The following is a 21,063-nucleotide window of genomic DNA, read 5'->3' as shown; positions in this document are numbered from 1 at the left end:
TAAAACCCGCGAGCTTTCCAAGGAGGGCCAAGGGCGGCAACATCGCTTTTTGCAGCCAAAGGTTGCACTGACACGCCGATTTTCGGGAACAACTCTAATTTACGGGCTAACTTTAGGGATGCTCGCAGTTCTTAATTGATTTTCCCTTAGCAAAACATGGAAAAAAATGTCGGTGTGATTCCAATAATTGCCGATATTACATGGACGAGAATTAATATTGCAATAATGACACCTCCTTACCATATGATCAGGTCAATAGGACAAATTGTAGGTTATTAAAGCAAAAAAGATATGTAACTTTAGTCATGTTTACAAAAAAATCCACCCATTGAGGGAGATTGGCTTACTTCTGTGATTTGCCGCCCTGACATAATGGCATTGACTATATCATCATGGATCCAATCTATAGCTTTTTGATGATTCAGTCATACATGCTTACTTTATCGCATTTCGCCCTAATCTGCTGATGGCAAATAGCGAAGCCCGCGGAGCTGTTTGGCTTCCACGAGTTTCGCTATTTGGTATCCTATCCTATATGGTTTACTTTTATTGTATTGACTTACTTAGACGGTTCAACCGCATCTATTTTTCTTACTGTCCCCCCGGATGTGTCGAGCGCTTACTAGTTCGTACTGCATCCTAGGTCACATTCATAGACGAGCCGGCCACTATTGTAAGGATCCGCCGGCGCTCCTACAGCCAATCCATTGCATCCCGGAAGCTTCATAAAGCTTGAAGGATACATTGATGCTCTCTTCCATGCATCCGAAAGCGTACAAAGTTCATGGCGAACCAGATGCTCGATACCATGGGTAAGCATTTGTGCGGAGCCGGCCAGCAAATTAGGATTGGCCGCCGTGTGAAGCTTTCCTTGAGGCGTCAGGACGACTTTACTGCCGATGTGCGTGTCGTATTCTCCAGGTGGCATCCCGCTTAACGATACTGCATCGCTGACTATCATGGCCTTCGTTTCCTTCACCTTAAGTACAACCTTCAAAACGGACTCCGGCAAATGAAATCCATCAGCGATCACGCAGGCCCATAAGCCGTCAGCGGCAGCTGTTCCCATAAATAGTTAGGATGTCGAGGCAGTTGCAGGTGCGCTCCGTTGCCTAAATGTGTTGACATACTCGCTCCCGCCGATACCGCTTCCCGGATATGCTCGGGACTCACGGATGTATGATCGATGGAGACAGTAACGCCGTGCTCGACACACTTCTTGATGAAGGGTACCGCTCCTGGCCATTCCGGAGATAGCGTAATGATCTTAATCCTGCCTTCCGCTACTGCCTGCCAACGCTCGAATAATAACCAGTCCGGCGCTTTCACATATGCTTTATGATGAGCGCCCCGAGCTCCGTCATCCGGCGAGATAAACGGTCCTTCCAAATGAATGCCGCCTACGCTGTCCGCAACCTGCGGATTCAGGGAGCACGCTTGCGAAATAACGGCAACTGCGTCCTCAATAGCCTCGTCGCTATTCGTAATGACAGTAGGATAATAAGTCGTTACCCCTTCCCCCCATAACAAGGCGGTGGCGTTCACAATCTGTTCCTCGCTTAACGGCAGCGTATTAAAATCGTGCCCTCGGAAACCGTTAATCTGCAGATCGACCAGTCCCGGAGCAATCCAAGGCAGACGGGAGGGTTGCGAGGAACAAAGCGGTTCCATGCGGACAATGTGCCCGTTTTCCAACGTGATTCTCAGTGCTTCCCCGCTTTCGAAATGATAACCTTCGACGATGGACAATCCCTTCCGCTCGCTCACACCCGCTCACTTCTATAGGAGTCCAAATCAACATAAAGCGTACAATTTGGATGAGTTCTTAGAATAGTGGCTGGACATGCTGTGTCGATTGCTCCATCCAATGTCTGCTGGACCGCGGCATTTTTGGTTTTTCCAGGAACCATGCAAAATAAGTGAGCCCCGGACATTAAAGCCGGAATCGTTAATGTCAATGCATACGTCGGCACTGCATCCAAAGTAGCGAAACAGCCGTCGTTCACTTGCTGGGTCCGGCAGGCCTCCTCCAGTTCAACCGCTTTGATCGTATTACGATCTTGGAAATCTGCGACCGGCGGATCGTTGAACGCGATATGCCCATTCTCTCCGATCCCCAGACAGACGATATCGATCGGAGCTTCTTGAATCAGCGCAGCATACCGAATGCATTCTTTTTCGACCGAGTCCCCGTTTTCAATCAGGTGAACCCTTCCCGGTTTTACTTGATCAAATATGCTCCTGCGCAAGAAGGCGCTGAACTTTTGCGGCGCATGCGGTTCCAGTCCGATATATTCGTCCATATGGAAAGCCGTAATTCTGGACCAATCGATTCCTTTTTCCTGCACGAGCGTTTCCAAAAATTCATTCTGCGAAGGGGCGGCGGCAAAAATAATGCGAACGGAACTTTGAGAGGACAATAGTTCCCTGATTTTATTTGCCGCTTCCTGCGCGGCCGCTTCACCCAAATCTTTTCTATTCCTATATACTTTCACCTTTAATTGATCAACCTTATGTTCCTTCACTTCTTGACGCTGTACGGGCATCGACTTTCCTCCCTCCGATTATTCAAAAAAAACTATGCCTGCAGATAAGATCTTACGACATCCAGATCATGCTTCATCCGTTCCGTAGGCGGATACGGAGCGTTACACTCCAAGGTAACCCAACCGTTATACCCGGCTTTCTGCAGCGCCCGAAACAGCGGGCGATGGTCGGTTTCCCCTTCCCCTAAGCGGCTTTGTTCAAAATTTCTGTTTCATGAAAGCAAGACCTAGAATGAATTCCCGACTGTCCCTAACCGTGCACTCGGCATTACTATGCTTCTTTCGACAATTTCGTTTCTAATTCCAGAACAGCATTAGTCTTTTTCGAATGTACCAATCGATTTTTTTGAGAAATAGATCAGCAAAAGAATCCATGATCTAGTAACCATTTCTTCGCGGTCGTGCAGGCTCCTTTATAGCTGGGAGGGACATGTTCTACCATTTTTAAATGAACGCGATGGAGCTTGATTTTGCATCATTTACCCGTACATCTCAAGGACCATATTGCAGTATTAATCGCGGAGCTAAATCCAGATTATTATGGTTAGTAGCATATTCTCTGGAATAGTAAATTACCTTTCCACTTGCACCTTCCTCTGTCTTTTTAATAAGCCACCCAAAGCCTGCACCAACCTTTACGTCATTAGTAACATCCCAAGTGACTTTACCGCTTAGATCGTTGTAGTGGCTAAAACCCGCTGCTGTAGCATCGGCGTATTTCCCGCCTTGCTTACTCACTTTTCCTGGATTGAGCATATCCCATTTGTTACCATCATCATTTTGATTGCTTATGTCCGTATCACTTGGGCTATTCCATGTAACTCCATTACCGGTCCCACGAACCTTTTGCTTAACTTCATCATTCGAACCATTCCCCTCCGTCCAATTCACTAAGAGGCGATGTGCATCTACAGTGCGAACGTCGTTTCTTCCCCAGTTATCTGAATTGTCCATAATAGTGAGAACGAGTGTGGCACTTTTCAAACCGACCGTACTAAGTTGATCTAGGCCGTCAAATCCAACCAGGACACGGTTATTACCACTACCTTGAATGGTCAGATTTGGATTGCCACCTTCGTTGGTATTAGGTGAGCCTTGCCGTAAATAGCTATCCTTACTACTGAGGAGAGTCCCGTTTACCGTGATTGTAAAACTGCCTGTTGCTGCGTTACCAGCTTGGTCTTGAGCAGAACAGTTAACCATGGTTATCCCCAATGGGAAGGTGGAACCGGAGTTCTGGGTGCAGGCTACAGCGATTGAACCATCCACGATGTCGGTGGCTGTTGCTCTAAATGATACTGCAGCACCTGAAGGACCGGTAGCCTCAGCTGTAATATTTTCCGGAAGGGAAAGCACTGGCGGTGATGCGTCCAGAACAGCTTCCGTATTGAATGTCGAACCAACCGGCATCGTATTTACAAACGAATACGGGATGGAAGTCGGAGCAGGTCTGACATGTCTTAATACGTTTGGCTGAACTTCAACATAGTAGTCCGTATTCCGTTCAAGTTCATTCGGGAAGCTGACAACCAGTTTCTTATCTTTATAGGTATAGCCTGCGCCGGTTTTGAACTTGACTACAAAGTCAGTCCCCTCAACAAGCGCTGTACCGCTATTGCTTGTACCTTTGTAAACTTTCACAATACCTACGAAATTAGGTCCTTCCAAAATCTGCGGCGTGCTTGTAGGGTCGATCTTGTTGATGTCGCCAATCCCATCCCTGTTTAGGAACTCGACATTAAAGCCTATCTCAACATCTGCTTGTACGGATACTCCGTTCGTGTCGTTTGAGGGGGTTATGAACACGTCAGGAGTATTGTCATATTCCCACACATCCGCCCATCTTGAAGGGTCTAACTGTCTAGTTGTCAATACGGCATACGAATTCCCCTTAATACCCGTAACCTTGTAAACGCCTCCTGCAGCATTGGATGATTGCACCGACGCTGTGCCAGACGGAGCAAGTACTCCCTTCTCGGTTATCTTGCCGTCGCCGTTCTCGTTCCACATATACACGTAGTAGGTCTTGGAAGTGTCAAGGCCTTCGACGCTCATATCAGTTGCCGCAGTTATAGACTGATTTAGAAGGAAGAAGCTTTGCTCTGAACCGTCCGGGCTCTCAAGGGCCGCGACCATCTTATTACTGGAACCGCCGTCACCAGTACCACTGCGGACTTTTACGTTGTTCCAACCCGATTCCGACGTCATGGATTGAAGTAAGAACGCCCAATACTCAGGACGAAGCTCATACCCATCCCTTGCGTCCCTAATCATGCTGTGGTCCTGGATGTCCCCGTCATACTTGGCATGGTAGATGTCCCACTTGCTAGTGCCGTCAAAGCCTAGCGCAGCCGACATAATGTTAAAGCCTGAGGTCTCGTAGGCATATTTGATCAGATTGGCCTGGCTTCCGCTGTAGGCTGTGTTCATATAGCCTTTGTTTGGACCAAACTCAGTGATTTGGACCGGCTTGCGCTGGTTTTCGGGCAGAGCGTTAATAATCGCCTGCACAGTGAGCAGCATGTTGTATCTCGTCGAACCGTCGAACCAATATCTGTGGATCGAGTATTCGTCAACCACGTCGTTAAGATTCTCACCGATAAGCTTGAACCAAGCCGTCTGGTTTCCAGTCAGCAGGTCGCCGCCTACAATCTTAACGAGATCTCTAATCCCCTCGTTCTTAAGGGCTATGTCAAGCGCCCTGTAGACTTGCACATACTTATCCATAGGAATGCCGTCGTTCGGCTCATTGTAAATCGTAAGGGCTTTAATGTTGGTAAACCCTTTATCCACAATAAGTGTCTTCAGCTGCTTGGCCCAGCGCCCCATTCCTGTATTGATATCCCAACTGGTATCACTGCTAGCTACAACCTGCCCGTTTAACTCAGTGGCTGGATGCCAATAGGTGAGATTTACCGCCGAGTGGGTGTCCAGAGCTAGCTGTAGCGTTTTTTCGAGCGATTCGAAATTCAAGTCGCCGTAAAGCGCCGTATATCCCGAATTGCCGCCCGCCGCGTTATTGACATATGGAACCGCTCTTTGCGGGTCAGGGTCATAGAAAATGCGTGTATACTTCGGATTCAGATTGACGAGTTTATCTTCGAGACTCTTAAGATTGGCGTTCGTGGCGTCGTAAACCGTCCTGTTGAGGTCGGAGAAAAGCTGATGGTTGTACTGGCCGCCCCAGCCCATAAAGTCCTCAACCAGAATATTGTTGTTGATGTCTTGCGATACGACTGGCTTGTAGACAAAGTTTGCGTTCGTCCCTTCAAGGGCTGAATCAGGTGCAGTCGGCGGATCCCCGTCAGGAGCGACAGCCTGCAAGCCGGGAATATTCACCAAATAGGGCTTGGTAATCGGCAGCGGCGATAAGCTGAAGTCCGCTATGTTGGTGCCGTTTGCCAAGGAGTTGTAAGGATTAGAGCCCCATGTGTAAAGGACGTCGCCTTTCCAAGCAATGGCGGTATCATTGATTCCATAGAAACCTTCTACGTCCTTAAGCGCGGTGTTCTCGGTTGCAAATGGGATAACAGAAGTGTTGCTAACGTCCGCGATACCGAGGCCAAGCTTGGCACTTTGGTTGCTGCCCCATACATAGACCCTACCGTCGGAAGTCTTCACCATATAGGTAACGTTGGTACCGCCACCGAATGCCAAGATGTCGTCGAAAATAAGGCTTTCCGCGTTCGGTATGCCGTTTGCAGCGTTGTAAATGGCAGCAGGCTTCTGTGGAGCAAGGTTTGTTTTATTGTTGGAGAAGGTTCCAGCAAATAGGGCATATACCTGACCTAGATCGTCAAGCATGATTGCCGTGCCGTTGACTGACGCGCTGATCTGGACAAATTTGCGCCCTGTTACAGGGTGAGCTACCTTCGCAAAACGATTAGCCGGATCGGATGAGAACTGATTTGAACCTGTACCTCCAAAAGCATAAATGTTTCCGTAATTTGTCAATATGACGGCCGAGGTTGTGCCCGCACCGGTTACCTCGATAGCTTTTTCATTCGGATCGGAAGTGAATACGACTTTTCCGGGCTTTGCCGAATACCATGCCTTACCGGCATCCAAGTATTTAATCCCGTTAGCAGCCTGCGCTTCCCAGATCGGTCTTAATACGCCTGAAGCTACAGATATTCCTGGAAGATCACGTCCAAGCCGATAGTCATTCGTCCAGCCATTCGACTCATTGCCAGCGTTGGCAGCCGATGCCTGACCCCACGACCATAATGCTCCGTCCTTGTCTATTACAAAAGTGCTGCCGACACTTGCGCTAAGAGAGCGTCGTCCTCCCGCAAAATTAATCGGGGTATTGTGGAAGGTGGATTGGGTAGCCCACTGTACCGAAGGAGCGGAGTTCATAATACCTGAACGCTCAAAGCCGTTTTTGCCCCAAGCATACAGTTTATTGTTTTCCTCATCCCACGCGTAGAGCAAGTTGCCCTGAGATGTATAGATCCTATCAATACTGCTAAGTTCAACATCTGTACTAGTAAAGGCCGATCTGAATACGCCGGTTAACCCGCCGTTAGGCATTGAAATAGAACCGTTTGCATATATCCCATTAGCGTTGTTGCCGTTCACGTATACTTTACCATCGATTGTTAGAAGCGCAGTCGCGTTGCCGTCTGCGTCCGAGCCGCTAAAAGTCACAGCCTGCTTGATTACAGCCGATGAGAAAGCGGGCGGAGCTTTGGTTGTAAATTTGTAGACCATGTCTGTGGTTGGATACAAGACATTATTGGGATCTTTAAATGCGTTAGCCTTTACGACTATATAATAGTCGGTGTTATAGGCAAGCGCAGATAACGGCGAAATCCTCACCACTGAGTTCTGATTTTCAAAAGCAGCCGTAGATTGGACAAGCGTGCCTGTGAATGTACCCTGATGCAGCTCGACTGACGTGTTTAAATTGGTAACGCTGGTTAATGAAGCTGTAAAAGTAATTGAAGGCTTTATTTGAATCGAAACAACTGTTGCATTGTGCACCGGTAGAGGTTCAGCCGATAACTGTCCAACTGTTTTGAACGTTGAACCTTGTGTTGCAATGGCTGTCCCTTTGAAATCCTTGAGTTTGCCTCCTTGAATTTCAATATAATAGTCTGATAATTCTTGAAGCGCATTTGCAAATGTAATCGTAAGTACTTTACCGGCATTCGTTACCGTATAAGCACTAGGGGCCAGTAAAGTTCCTGCATTATTCGTACCTTTGTATACCTTTACCGTATCGGCAATCGAACTGCCGTTGGCAAGAGAAACGATCTTATTAAAGGTAATACTCGGTGCAATAGTAAGAGCAACTCCGGTAGCACTATTCGCAGGGGAATAGGAGACTGCAAGCGGCAATTCGTCATTCACATGCGCGGCGAGCGCGGGAATATGAACGAGCGCCTCTTCGTTAATTGGTCTCGGTGTGCCTTGTGAAGCGGTCTGGCCAATACCGGAGCCGTTGCCAAGCTGATCGACACCCGCATTGAACCCCCATGTATAAATGACATTGCCCCTTACCGCGGCCGCCGTTGTCCGGAACATGCTCATATATTCAACGTCTTTTAAATTAGGATTTGGAACTGCAGTTGAAACATCTTTACTTACCGCTGTCCCGTCGCCGAAACGTGTGCCATGAGTTGCTCCGCCATTTGTTGACGAGCCCCACTCATAAACGGTACCGTCGTTTGCTATGGCGAACATGACATGGTTGTTAGTTGGACCAATCGTATAAACATTTCTAAATGATATACCTGAAGCCGCATTCCCGTTAATACCACCTGTCGTTCCGTTGCCATAGACGGCCGAAGGACGGGTTGCGATTCTTGCGGCAGCCGAATACACATTATTGGAGCTGCCTGTGTTAAATACTGTATATATGTATCCTTGATCGTCCAACAGGTTAGCTATCCCACCTGAGGATACGCTCATTTTTACAAATTTCCTGCCTGCAGCCTTGTCAGGATGCTCGACTGTAACGAATGTCGCGGCAGCCGAGGTCGTAAGCCCGTTACCAAAAGCATACAGGACGCCTGACTGAGATAGTATATAATTGACGTTCGGCACATCATCAGAACCAGCAACTGCTATCGCCCGTTCGCTTGCATCTGCATGGTTGAAAATTACTTGAGTCGGCATTACACTGCTATATGACCCGTTCATGGTATATACAGCTTCAGCAACACTGATATCGCGGCCGAGACGAAAGTCATTCAACGCAAGGTTACTGCTGCCACTGGAGCCCCAGGAATAAACCTTCCCGTCTGTGGCTATTGCCAAGATCGTGCTGGGCTTGGTCCCTTCGGTACCAGCTATGCCGCCTAAAGTCTGTTCGTGAGAGCCATCAAAGCTAATTCCGAGTTCCGATAGCGTCTTATTGCCATAAAACTTTAATTCGGTTGCATATGAAACATCTGTTGGAGTTGCACCCGTGCCACCGAGTACACCCAATTTACCTCCGTAAGCGCGCCCCCATCCATAGAGTTTGCTATCGGACTGACTCCACGCGTACATCGTGCCGCTATTTTGGTAAATGCGCGTGATGTTGATAAGCGGCGTGCCTGCACCAGTTAAGACTTTTGTAAAGACTGTGCTTGCACCGCCTGTCGTACCATTTCCAAGCTGACTGTTACCGTTTCCGCCCAGCATGTACACGCTTCCATCAACCAAAAGCGCCGTACTGCCGAATGTAGCGGTGGAGTTCGAAGTGTTCGCAACTACTTGCTGGATATGCTTTGTTAGGCCATCTTCGTTAGAAATACTAGGATGCGCCGAGACGGGTATGACCATCGTCATTACAATGACAATTGCAATGACAATACTAAGTACCTTACGAGTAAAACCTGTCCTCACGTTAAACCCTCCTCATATAATCGTAGTAGACCTATAAGTAGACACTTTCACCCCTTATCGTAAATCTTCCTCTTATTTTGAGGTATGGGTGAAATTTCAGAAGCATGGCATTTTATGAATAAATTTGAAAGAAAGAGAAAAGGGACGACCCCCTCGGCCATCCCTAGTTCATTGCACATGTTTCAATTTACTGTATAAAAAATTCGTTCATTGTACTGCATGTTCGAATTCCAGGGCTTCTTTATGTCATTCATCCTTACACTTCCCTCATTCGTTTGAAAAGCTTTAGCAATCCGTCTTGGTGCTCGTTCATCCATTCCGCTAACTTTCCTCTCATGAACGCGAGTGTGGATGCGTATGTTCGATTAGCGACCAGATTGGACATTTCATGTGGGTCCTGATTAAGGTCGTATAGTTCGTCCAAGTCACCGCAGTTGAAAACGTACTTTAGATTGCCGTGCCGAATCATCCGCTGTGTGAATAGCACATTTTCAAGGCCGGAGCATTCCGTCACGACGCAATCCGGCCAATCGATGTCGGATTCCCCATCCAAAAGCGGCACAAACGAACGACCGTCACGGGAGTTTGCCGTTTCCCGAGGTACCCCAGACAACTCCAGAATCGTGGAATATAAATCGCAGGAGCCGATGAACCGATCTTCTCTTCGTATCTCTTGTTTGGACCCGGCTGGCTTTACGAGCAGCGGAATACGGCAAGTCTCTTCATACATGAAGAACGCTTTATCGCTCAAGCCACCGTGTATGCCAAGCGATTCGCCATGGTCGGCTGAGAAAATGATCGTCGTATGATCAAACAAATCGTTTCGCTTCAAATAATCGAGAAGTCTCCCGATTTGTTCATCAATCGAGCTCATAAAACCGTAATAGTGCTTGACGTAAGGCTCAAAAGCCATCCAATCCTTGGAATTGGCCATCCGGGCTTTATGAATCGACGGCTTATTCTCGTTGTTGTCATAAAAATTAGGCCATGGTTCCAGCTGCTGATCCCTGTATAGATCGAGATGCTTCGTAGGAGCCATATAGGGCTCGTGAGGCCCCCAAAAATTCAAGGCGAAGAAGAACGGGCTCTTGCGCCGACGGAAACGGTCGATGTAATGAATAGCCCTCTCGGTTAAATAAAACTCCACTGTAGATTCGATTGGAGACACGACCTCCGATGCGGTATGTACATCAAAATTGCCGGATAACGTGTTTACTGTTTCGAAGTGGAGATTGTTTTCCTCCAAGTAATGAAGATATTCCGGATATTCGTAACCGCCGTCCCCGTGCCCAGGGAAATCGTCGCCTTCGTACCCCAAGTCGGTAGGCAGGCTGCGGATATTGTATTGAAATTCGGGGAACGTAATTGATTTCTTGCCATATCTACGGAAATCCTCGGTTTCGACAATCTCTTTTCCATGGCCTAGATGCCATTTACCGGTGTATCCAGCACTATAGTCTTGCTTCAAAAGCTGGCGGCTGAGCAGCATTGGGTCATCAGGTAGCTCACGGATCAGACAATGAGCTCCATATGTATTGGCCTGCATTCCGACGTTGAACGGATAATATCCTGTTTGCAAAGACGCTCTGGCCGGCGTACAGATGGGGCAGCTTGCATACGCATTATCAAATACAATGCTCCCTTCCGCCAATAGGTCGAGATTAGGCGTCTGACATACCGTGCCCCCATAGCATTTCATCGTATCGATACGCTGCTGGTCGGTCAAAATCAACAAAATATTTGGGCATTTCTCGTTCATTTCGCCTTTCTCCTTTGCCAACGAATTACGGGCTATGAATTCTACCCTCTGAAGAGATGTATTGGACGGCCCTTGATGCCGATTTTCGCACGGAACAAACCGCCTGCCGATGGTTGTTCTGCTTGGGCATCCTCCGATAAAGGGGAACTGGCCGACGTGATGTACAATTCGTCCATATCCTTACCACCAAAAACGCAAGATGTTACATATTTTACCGGCAATTCAACGACGGCCAATCGCTCTCCCGTAACAGGATTCCACCTGCTCACTTTCCAGCCACCCCATTCAGCCACCCAGATCATACCCTCTTCGTCAGAGGTCATCCCGTCAGGTAAAATATCCGTTCCTTGATAAGGGATCACCGCACGTTTACCGGTCACTAGTCCCGTTTCTATGTCGAAATCAAACGCATCCACTCGGTAGGCAAGTGAATCGATATAGTACATCGTTTTTTCGTCAATGGACCAAGTAATACCGTTGGAGCAACCAATGCCTGAATCCAATTGCCTGTAACTCCCATCCGGATAGAAGACATACAGTGCCCCATCCCGCACATTTCCCTTAGATGCAGTACCCGCAAAAAAACGGCCTTTCGGATCACATTTTCCGTCGTTGAACTGGGTCTGGGGAAGGTGGCTTTCCGGATCGCATACAAACTCCATGGTTTCATCTTCCGGATTGTAAAAAGCCAGTCCCCGGTCACCTGCAATGAGGATGCCTCCGCCCTCCCTTAGTGCAAATGAAGCGACCTTCATCGGCAGCTTTCGTATGCGGTGAACCCCGCTGGAAGGTATATAATCGTGCATTGTTCCTTCGTCGTAATCTATCCAAAGTACCTGTTGCCCGGAGGGGTCCCATACAGGCCCTTCCCCTAAGGAACAATGTGCGTCAACAGCAAGTTCAGCCGTGTATTTCATGGCGTCTCCCCCATTTTCAACTTTAACAATACGGTTTCCGCTGTAGATTCAAACAATTGCTCAATGTTACGATCCCAACGAGACGGATAGCCCCAAGTCCTCCAAGCATCCACTTCGTAGCCCCCCTCATCGTACATGGATCGGCGCGGAATATAACCGATCTGAGAGTGGCAATAACCTAAGGTGATCAAACGAAGTTTGGGGTGACGCTCCTTTAGACGCAGACCATATGCAGCAACGACCTCACCCGGATGACCTAGAAAGTAAATATCGCCGAGTCGAAGTCCGTGAACGCGTGCTTCGATGTTTAGTGGCCAGATTGGTTCATCTGGAAAGCGCTGCAAAAGAAAGTTCGCCCAGCGGGAATCTCCAACATGCTCCCCTTTTGCACGCTCTTCAAGTTCAATTCTCGCGGGGAAATATTCGAAGGTAGGATAACAACTTTCTGTAAAGCCTGCTAGTGTATCATCTATTACAGGCTCCATTTGATGAGCTAATGTGAGCAGCACCTTCCAGGCTAAACTCCGTCCGGCAGCCTCTACATCCTCCCACTGATCTTGGAGAAGATAGCGTTCCTTCTCGCTGCTCACTACGCCTACAACGGCATCAGCCCCACAGCCTTGAAGAAACATCGCTTGGGTCCCCGGGATGCGTTTCTCAATCAAACTCCGTGCCACACCCGGAAATTCTGCAGAAATGAGAAGCCCATTGGTTATGGTGGGGTGACAGGCATAGCTAAACAGGACGAGCTTGCAGCTTCCGTCGGAACGACTAGCTTTCACCACAGGAACATCATGGTCTACTACGCCGTAAGGATTTGCTGCAAATACATTTTGACCGTCAACAATGAGACGTCTGGAAAACGCTAAATCGCTGCTGCCGGTGCCGAAAAATAACGAGACGGGTTCCATGTCGTCCCGGGCGGATCGGCTTACTTCAATAATTGCATCTATAAGTCCATTGAAATAATCCGATGAAAATACCGCGTGCTCAAAGCCCGGAGTCGGCTCCCGATAAAGCGGTGCACAGTGGGTGTGAGTCCAGTGAACCAACACTTGATCAGAACGAAGACCCCATAGATGTTGGAGCCGCTCCTGCAGCGTATCCGTCCAGCTTCGGGTTAAGCCAACTTGATCGACTACGACGACTACATGCTCTTCTTCACGATCCGTGCTTTCCAGCCACATGACCTGGGCACGGAGGTGGTCTCTCACCCCTGTTGACGGTGCCGTCCGGTTGGAAAATCCTCCGAGCCAAATCCCCACGGGAGGTGTAACGGTGCACTCGGAAAAACCTAGCTTTATCATCTTGAACCTCCGAGCGCTGATGAAATCTCCCCTGCCGTATGAATAACCTTAGTGCTGAGCTCGGAAAAACGGGCTGCCGGCATCTCACGAGAAAGGGCGATGATACTGATGGATGCCGTCACATTACCTTCGTAATTCCGTATAGGTGCTCCTATACAGCGTACTCCGAGCACTTCTTCCTCGTCCTCAAGCGCATAGCCTTGCTCCCGTACGGCTTGCAGCATCGCCTTGAATTCGGTCAAAGTAGCGGCCGCCTTTTCCGTTCCTCCTCCTAGCCCTCGAGCCGCAAGGATCTCATCCGTTTGCGGCTCAGGCAGAAAGGCGGCGATAGCCTTGCCTACTGCCGTTAAGTGCAACGGGGAGCGCTTGCCTATATAAGTGTCGAAGCGAATGAAGCTCGTGCCCTCGACTTTTTCCAAATAAACGACATCCAATCCATCCAGCATTGCCAAGTGGACAGGAAAACCTGTATCGTCGCGTAAAGCAGTCATAAAGGGAAGTGCAATCGTGCGGATATTCATATTTTTCAAAACTTGACTGCCTAAATGAAAAAGCCTCAGCGTCGCCCGATATTTACCCTCGGACATCTTCTCGACATACCCTTTCATCTCCAAGTTATCTAGGAGAACAAAAGCGCTGCTTTTAGCTAGGGAAAGTCGTTCATAAATATCGACAAACCGAAGCCCGTCAGGGGATGCGCTTAAAAGCTCAAGAATTTTGAACGCCCGATCAACATTTGGAATTAATTGGGATTTTGATACTCGTTTATTCATTCAAACTCACCTTCTCTATCTCTTTGATGCTGATTAAACCAGCGTTCTATCGCCATAATCTCTCACGACTCTTGCTGCAGCGATAACAAGTTGGATCACTGCAGAGCAGGGCTGCATCGTCCATACGCAAAAGCTCTGTCGTGGCAGATATCACTTCCTCGCCTGATATCCACTGGACTAGAGCTTTGCCAATTAGGCCATCTTGAATGGCGCTGCGCTTCCGCAGTAAAGCCTCAATGACTCCAAAAGCTCGGCTGCACCCAGGAGGATCAAGTAATTCCACCTCCATTTGAACGGAACCGAGAATCGGAATACTAATTGGATAACTCGGACGAAAAGGAATGTCCAAATAGGACATTTTGGCATAAGCTTCACCTACATGGACCGTTGAATTGCTCGTATGACCAACACCAAGCAAAAGAATTCCGCCGCCCATTTTGGCCACTAGATCTAACGGACTGTTTATACCAAGGCCTGGTTTCAAAAAATGATCCTCGCAAAGAGCGACAGCCCCGTCCCCTATCGCAGTAATGGAATGTGTAGGATGTAGTGACCTCACGGCATCGGGACGTTTACGAAGCAGTTCGGATAATATGCCTGTTTTACTTGGGGAAATATCCGGATTAAATCCTTCGTTCTGATAGGTAAACGTAGGCATTACAAGCAAGCCTTCGCTACCGATACAAGATATTAGCGCATCTAGGACGGTATCCGCACCGCCATCAATAGGCCCAAGATTGCGTAAAGAACTATGGACGACAAGACGAGTCCCAGTGCGAATCCCCAAGCTATTAAAAGACTCGATTAGTGATTCTCTCGTGAGTGGCTCCACCATCATACCTCCCCATTCCAGCTTTAGGAACTAATTTTGAATCGGTGCATAGGCAACGACGTCAATTTCCACCAACGCTTTGGGCAAATAACTGCCCACTGTTGTCCTTACAGGTTTGGGATCCGGAAAATAGCTATCATATACTTCATTAAAAGGGACAAAATCAGTCATATCTTTCAGGTGAACGGTCGACTTCACCACATCTTCAAAAGTCGCTCCGCCTGCCTGAAGAATAGCTAGGACATTTTCCAATGTACGCACTGTTTGCTCCTTTATGCCTTCAGCAAGCTCTCCAGTTACGGGATGACGCCCCACTTGACCGGAAACATACACAAAGTCTCCCACCCTTAACCCTTGCGAGTAAGCCCCAACGGGTAACGGCGCTCCATCGGTTAATATGGCTTGCTTTTTCATCTTGCCGCCTCCTTTTATTCTAAGAATTTATACTAAATTCAGCTCTGCCAAAATATCATTGTTCAGCAGCGCTTCCATATCCTCTGTCGTAAAGCCTGGAAAAGGCATTTGTTGGGCGTATTCCGTCATTTTGCGAAGCCCTTTAACCGAGTCTTCAAAGTTGCAAATCGGATAATCCGTTCCGAAGATCAGCTTTTTCCAAACGCCATACTCTTTGCAAAGCATCAAGGAATTATAAAGCTGCCATGGTCTATAGTAAAGTGCCGATACATCCGCGTACACATTTGGATGTTTGCGAATTACACTGATCGTTTCAGCTTCCCACGGATGACCTAGGTGAGCGATAATGATCCGCAGCTCAGGGTAGGCTAGAGCAACTTGTTCCAATTGTTCGGGGTGAGCCCATTTCATGGGAGCCCTTTGGGGAAAGGTCGTACCTTGATGGGTGAGAATTGGAAGCCCGTTGTCCTCACAGAATCGATAAATGCGCAGCATACGCTCATCCATAGGATCGTAGGCTTGATAGATGGGGCTCGTCTTCAAACCCTTCATGCCCAGATTGAAATGGCATTCCTTCAATTCATCCAACGCATTGTAATCATGGGGGTCGACGCATGCAAATCCGATCAGCTTCTGCGGGTCCCTTTGGCAATATTCCGCTACATATTCGTTAGGGACATTAAAGCCCAGATGTCGGCTGCGAAAAGCTAGCACAATACATTTATCCACGGCTTTCATCGCTTCATAGTGTTCATCCGGTGTCGTGCGCTGTACCGGCTTGCCTCTCATTTTGAAGCCCTCTGCTAAATACGCTGGACTGTAATGCTTAGGCTCACCCAAGTGAGTGTGATAATCAATCATAGGTCCTCGCCTCCATCCTGCCATTGTACGTTCCCATCCGGCGTAATCCGTTGCAAATTCCCTTCATAGGCAAAAGCTACCGCGTTAAATGTGATGGATTTCTTTTCGAATGGGGTAAAAAGCGTAGCGGTACCATTGGCAATCGCGCCAGTAAGTCCAGGCAACTCCGACCCTGGAATGCTGCTGAAAGGCTCGATCCCCATCGTGTAGGCCCGACCGAACCAAGGCGCGCCGGTCGTTCCGCCGAACTCTTGCCAAATCCACAGATGCGGCCAAACCTCGAGAGGCCAGCTCATTCCAAACCCCAGTCCGAGCTGTGGGTTACATGCCGCTACCCAACCTTCTTCTAGCTCAGCAGCAAAAAACATATCCGCAGCCAACTGCTCGCGAGGCGGCATTTGTCTTAAATCGACTGGCTGACCGTCTCTTCCCAGCAGAAAGGGCCATTCGCCGGATGTTCCAGGCACAACCCGTCCCGGCAAGTCTTCTCCTCCTGCCGAACGAGTAATACGACAAGGCGGCAAATGCAGCTCCATTTCCGGACCGAGGAAAGGCTCACCAAGCGCTGGATGTTGGCCCCACATGCAATGAACTTCGACAGGGCTTACATTTTCTACCGTTTCACGAATTTGTAAAGCGCCGCTTCCCCGCTTGAGCCGCAGCTCCCTTTCCATACGGAAAGGCAAACGTTGTGTTTCTACACGCATCAAGAGGGCGACCTCGTCGGGCGTATCTAAGATCACTTCATACTCCCAAGCCATCAGACTGGCCTCGCCATGCATGCCCTGCTCAGCCCCCTTGTAAGTAGAAGCCGTACTCCCCGCAGGAAATATCACTTGCCAGCCGCCTGGATAATGGTCTATCCAGTTGCCGCGAGGGTTGGATGTGGTAGGAACCCAGTTCCCCCAAGTCCGCATTCCCCATGGAGCCCGGTACATCACATCTATATCTAAAGGTTTGTATCGAAATTCTACAATACTGCCCCCTTGATCTAATAACAGAGTGACAGCCAATTGTTCATTCTCCAGCACAGCCAGTCGATGCCCTTGATACATGACATCACAGCTGATACGTACACCGTTGCTCCTTGGTAAATACATAGCTTCTCCTCCGATTCCCTCGGGCGTTATTTGACTCGGTAATGCTTGACCTTTTCATCGTCCAACTCCACACCTAAACCAGGCCCCTCGAGAGGTCGCGCCTCGCCTCCTTGGATTGGCAACGGTTCTGCTAAGAGCATGTCTGCATAGAAAAATGGTCCCAAAATATCACAAGGATACTCTTCTGCACCGATCCCTGGAGTAGACATGGCAAGGTGAATCATCGCGCTACTTGCTACACCCAGCTCCAAATTGCTGCCCACCGTGCAGGTAAGTCCGGCTGCTTCCGCAACTGCGGCGGCTTTTCTCGCTGGTCCGATGCCTCCGCCTTTTCCAATATAGAGGGAGAACACATCTGCAGATCTTGATCGTGCCAAAGCCATAGCATCTTGCAGAGAGTACAGACTTTCGTCGGCGATGATCGGCACGTTCACTTGATTTCGCACATCGGCTAACCAAGACATATCCAGCGAAGGTACCGGTTGCTCAGCAAAATATATGCCTTCTTCGGATAGTCTTCTAATCGTAGTAACTGCCGCACGGGGCGTCCAACCGCCATTTGCATCAACGCCTAATCGAATGGATGGTCCAATCGCATTCCGAACTGCTTTTACTCGAGCAATATCGTTCTCAGGTCCTGTTCCAACCTTGACTTTCATGGTGCGAAAACCTTGTTCCATAGCCCATACAGCGATTTCCGCAGCCTGTGCGGGCTCAACTCCCGTAATAGAAAATTTAGTAGGCACGAAATCTCGTACGGGTCCTCCTAAGAGTTGATAGATTGGCAAATTAGCGACTTTCCCCAAAATGTCCCATAAAGCCATTTCCAATGCTGCCTTCGTGAAGACATTATGCGCAATGCGTTTCTGCATTTTTTGCGTTAACCGCTCAATATGTAACGGATTTTCCCCGATCAACAAGGGACCCAAAAAATTGCGGATGAAATGAGCTGCCGTAACGTTATCCTCTCCGCTCCATCCTGGTGTGCAGGACACTTCACCTAGACCGGTGATCCCTTCATCCGTATGAACTTTAACCAATAGAAACGGTGAAACCAGATGGCTTCCCCGACCTGATCGGATCGCACGCTCCGGATGTATGGGAACCTGAACGGGAATCGTTTCGATGCTGGTGATCTTCATATTCATTGCGTGGTCTCCTTCTTATCCATCCCTAATAGACGAAGGGCATTGGGACCTAGAATCTGTGATTTCGCTTCTTCGGGAATATCGAGTAAATCAAATTCTCGGAACCGGTAATCAACATAAGGTTGTTGTGGCTTATGAAATAAACCTCCATCTGTGCCGAATACGATCTGTGTAAGCGGAACTTCAGCCACAATCTGTTCCATGGCAAAAGGAGGCGTTGAACACATGCATAAGTAAACGTTACGGTGCCGTTTTCCTGCAGCAATCGCTTCCGGCCAAAGATCATGCAAACCTGCGTGTCCAAGCAACACTTTAAGCTTAGGATGCCTAACAGCCAGCTCGGCGATTTGCAGGGAGGAGGCGTATGGCGGTGTGCCGTCATGAAAAAGGATAGGAATGCCCAGCTCTGAGGCTATTTCACATACTGGTGCCATAAAGGACTCTAATGGGCTAAACCCCTGCAGCCAGTTGTGCAGCTTCACACCACGCATCCCTAGTTCGGTTACACAGCGGTATACTTCATCAGCTGCTCCTTTTCGCCTAGGGTCTACCGTACAGAACGGAACAAAGCGATCCGGAAATGGCGAGCACCAGTCGGCTAAATAATCGTTGCACGCTTTGGCGTTCTGCCAAAAGCCGTCAATTGTAAATATCACGCTAATGTCGATGCTCAGCTCGTTCATATAGGCAACATACTCTGCAGCCGAAAAAGGATAGGTACCGTCCTCCCGCCTAGCGGGTTGGTGTACGTGAAAATCTATTTTCATTCATATGCCTCCTGTCTGGGAAGTCGCTCATTGGCGAAATCGTTCAGCTAGCAATCTCTCAACATTTCCACCTAAGATGGCAGACTTATCGGAATCGGGCACATCCATGTCTCGTACCTTATCGACTTCAAGACCCATGCGGGCAACAGGGTGATTACTGGAAAAGATCATTCGTTGTGACCCAATCCCTCCATACATGCGCGCCATCCCCCGTTCCGGAAAATCATGGGCTGTGTCGCCGTACAAATTAGGCGCCCGTTCAAATGCCGGCATGACATCCATCCAGAAGTCAGATTTTCCATTTTTCCCCATTATGAAAGGTACTTCTGGATAAGTCAGAGCCAATTCGGTAAGCTGCAAAGGTAGAGCAAACGCAGGAGTCCCTGTATGCACATAGACCGGCGCATGGTGGCGTGCTGCTACTTCGATTAATGGATGAACAAGTTTTTCGAGAATCATAAAACCTTGCAAAGGTGGGTGAAGCTTGACCGCAGCAGCACCTTCTCCCAAGGCCCGCTCTAGCTCAGCTACAGCCCCACCCTCAAACCATGGATTCGCTGTGGCATAAGAGAGAAACCTCCCTTCAAACTGACGGGAAAGTGCTAGCACACGGTCATTGCCCTCTCGGTTATGAACCGCCATCTCACGATCTATCGGGCTAATTAAGGCCATGTCGATCCCGCTTCGATCCATTTGATCGATCAATTGTTCTGGATCTATCTGATGATACTGTCCTACACCAGCAAGCACATGAGCGTCAATAATCACGTTTCTCTCTCCTCACTTATCCGCACCGACTCACCGGTTTCCATAGCTTTTACGAAGGCTAGTGTTAGACGCAGGCTTGAGATACCTTCCCGGCTGCCAGGTATAGGCTTTTGGTGTAACTCTATGGATTCCAGAAATTTCTGTAGCTGAGCCCGAAAACAAGATCTAACTCGGTTCTCGGACAGCTGAACGCGCTCGGTTAACCGATCACTGATCAATACGGCTTCCCCTTTGGCTCGATCTAGATAGGCCATTCCTTTGGGACCAAGAATCTGAAATTCACCAAGAGGAAATCCAGGATAGAACCATCCGATTTCCAGCTTAGCTTGATCTCCATTAGCGAATTCAATCAGAGCTGAATTGTAATTAGGTGAGGGAAACTCCGGTCTGCTAGTCAGACCCCGAGCAGTAATCCTTACTGGAGAGGAGCCTGTCAGGAAAGCAAGGTGATCAGCTGCGTGAGCTCCGTCATGTATACATGGCGGTCCGTGACGTAAGGTGTTTAAAATTCGCTCATAGTGCTCCTGATTACCCTCAGGATCCCACACTTCATCAAATGTGGCTAATCGAATCTGCAGCGGACGCCCAAGACTGTCGCTCTCTATCCATCCCCGCAATGCATCCATTAACGGGCCGTGCCGATAAGTGAAACCTACCTGCAGAAGACGCCCGCTCAAGCGTTCTGCTTCAGCCATTTGTTGGGCAGCTTCAAGCGAAGTAGCCATCGGCTTTTCACAAAGTACATCTTTACCAGCCTGTAAAGCCTCCATGGTGATAACCGGTGTTGCCCAAGGTGGCGTACAAATCAGAACGGCCTGCACTTCTTTGTCTTCTAAAATTCGTTTATGGTCGGTTGTATGATAAGAGCTGCCAAAAGCAGCTCCAGCAGCCGCAGCTCGAACCGGATCTTTATCACAGACCGCCGTTACGTGAACAGACGGGTGCTCAAGAAGAGTCGGAAGATGCTGCCCCATCACAATGTCTCCGCATCCGATCACGGCTAGTTTTACAAGGTTTCCGGACAACTGAATTCC

General features: G+C 48.7%; 16 protein-coding genes and 1 pseudogene. All 17 read right to left on the bottom strand.

Annotated elements, in window-relative coordinates:
* Positions 1-622: 622 nt before the first annotated feature.
* Positions 623-997 carry a hypothetical protein gene (locus QFZ78_RS32250; RefSeq protein ID WP_307553421.1) on the bottom strand — a complete coding sequence of 125 codons (375 nt, stop codon included), beginning with the start codon at positions 995-997 and terminating at the stop codon, positions 623-625.
* Between the two features lie 32 nt (positions 998-1,029).
* A complete protein-coding gene (locus QFZ78_RS32245; RefSeq protein ID WP_307553420.1) occupies positions 1,030-1,767 on the bottom strand; it encodes a hypothetical protein in 738 nt (245 codons plus the stop codon).
* A complete protein-coding gene (locus QFZ78_RS32240; RefSeq protein WP_307553419.1) occupies positions 1,764-2,546 on the bottom strand; it encodes a glucosamine-6-phosphate deaminase in 783 nt (260 codons plus the stop codon). The genes QFZ78_RS32245 and QFZ78_RS32240 overlap by 4 nt, the downstream gene beginning before the upstream one ends.
* Positions 2,547-2,578: 32 nt before the next feature.
* Positions 2,579-2,725, bottom strand: a pseudogene (locus QFZ78_RS32235) (sugar phosphate isomerase/epimerase family protein); the annotation flags it as partial.
* A 313-nt stretch (positions 2,726-3,038) separates the two neighbouring features.
* Positions 3,039-9,383: an Ig-like domain-containing protein gene (locus tag QFZ78_RS32230; protein WP_307553418.1), complete on the bottom strand. Its 6,345-nt coding sequence runs from the start codon at positions 9,381-9,383 to the stop codon at positions 3,039-3,041.
* Positions 9,384-9,639: 256 nt separating this feature from the next.
* Complete coding sequence (locus QFZ78_RS32225; RefSeq protein ID WP_307553417.1) at positions 9,640-11,142, bottom strand: sulfatase-like hydrolase/transferase; 1,503 nt, start codon at positions 11,140-11,142, stop codon at positions 9,640-9,642.
* 41 nt (positions 11,143-11,183) lie between these two features.
* Positions 11,184-12,059 carry an SMP-30/gluconolactonase/LRE family protein gene (locus QFZ78_RS32220; RefSeq protein ID WP_307553416.1) on the bottom strand — a complete coding sequence of 292 codons (876 nt, stop codon included), beginning with the start codon at positions 12,057-12,059 and terminating at the stop codon, positions 11,184-11,186.
* On the bottom strand, positions 12,056-13,366 hold the full coding sequence (locus tag QFZ78_RS32215; protein WP_307553415.1) for a neutral/alkaline non-lysosomal ceramidase N-terminal domain-containing protein: 1,311 nt from the start codon (positions 13,364-13,366) through the stop codon (positions 12,056-12,058). The genes QFZ78_RS32220 and QFZ78_RS32215 overlap by 4 nt, the downstream gene beginning before the upstream one ends.
* Positions 13,363-14,139 carry an IclR family transcriptional regulator gene (locus QFZ78_RS32210; RefSeq protein ID WP_307553414.1) on the bottom strand — a complete coding sequence of 259 codons (777 nt, stop codon included), beginning with the start codon at positions 14,137-14,139 and terminating at the stop codon, positions 13,363-13,365. The genes QFZ78_RS32215 and QFZ78_RS32210 overlap by 4 nt, the downstream gene beginning before the upstream one ends.
* A 46-nt stretch (positions 14,140-14,185) precedes the next feature.
* Positions 14,186-14,971, bottom strand: coding sequence for an AAC(3) family N-acetyltransferase (locus QFZ78_RS32205; RefSeq protein WP_307553413.1), 786 nt, complete (start codon positions 14,969-14,971; stop codon positions 14,186-14,188).
* A 30-nt stretch (positions 14,972-15,001) separates the two neighbouring features.
* Positions 15,002-15,385, bottom strand: coding sequence for a RidA family protein (locus QFZ78_RS32200; RefSeq protein WP_307553411.1), 384 nt, complete (start codon positions 15,383-15,385; stop codon positions 15,002-15,004).
* A 27-nt stretch (positions 15,386-15,412) separates the two neighbouring features.
* Positions 15,413-16,246 (bottom strand): amidohydrolase family protein, encoded by an 834-nt coding sequence (locus tag QFZ78_RS32195; protein ID WP_307553410.1) that lies wholly within the window; start codon positions 16,244-16,246, stop codon positions 15,413-15,415.
* Entirely contained in the window at positions 16,243-17,346 is a 1,104-nt protein-coding gene (locus tag QFZ78_RS32190; protein ID WP_307553409.1) for a DUF4432 family protein, read from the bottom strand. The genes QFZ78_RS32195 and QFZ78_RS32190 overlap by 4 nt, the downstream gene beginning before the upstream one ends.
* 26 nt (positions 17,347-17,372) lie before the next feature.
* Positions 17,373-18,494 (bottom strand): mandelate racemase/muconate lactonizing enzyme family protein, encoded by a 1,122-nt coding sequence (locus QFZ78_RS32185; RefSeq protein WP_307553408.1) that lies wholly within the window; start codon positions 18,492-18,494, stop codon positions 17,373-17,375.
* The gene (locus tag QFZ78_RS32180; protein WP_307553407.1) at positions 18,491-19,261 is read right to left on the bottom strand and encodes an amidohydrolase family protein; all 771 of its coding nucleotides are present in this window, start codon (positions 19,259-19,261) and stop codon (positions 18,491-18,493) included. Before QFZ78_RS32180 ends, QFZ78_RS32185 begins: the two co-directional genes overlap by 4 nt.
* 27 nt (positions 19,262-19,288) lie before the next feature.
* On the bottom strand, positions 19,289-20,029 hold the full coding sequence (locus tag QFZ78_RS32175; RefSeq protein WP_307553406.1) for an amidohydrolase family protein: 741 nt from the start codon (positions 20,027-20,029) through the stop codon (positions 19,289-19,291).
* Positions 20,026-21,054: a Gfo/Idh/MocA family protein gene (locus QFZ78_RS32170; protein ID WP_307553405.1), complete on the bottom strand. Its 1,029-nt coding sequence runs from the start codon at positions 21,052-21,054 to the stop codon at positions 20,026-20,028. The genes QFZ78_RS32175 and QFZ78_RS32170 overlap by 4 nt, the downstream gene beginning before the upstream one ends.
* Positions 21,055-21,063: the final 9 nt, after the last annotated feature.

Source organism: Paenibacillus sp. V4I5, from assembly GCF_030817255.1.
GTDB lineage: Bacteria > Bacillota > Bacilli > Paenibacillales > NBRC-103111 > Paenibacillus_E.
Note: the sequence above shows the minus strand (reverse complement) of the source record. Positions and strands in the feature narration are given on the sequence as shown.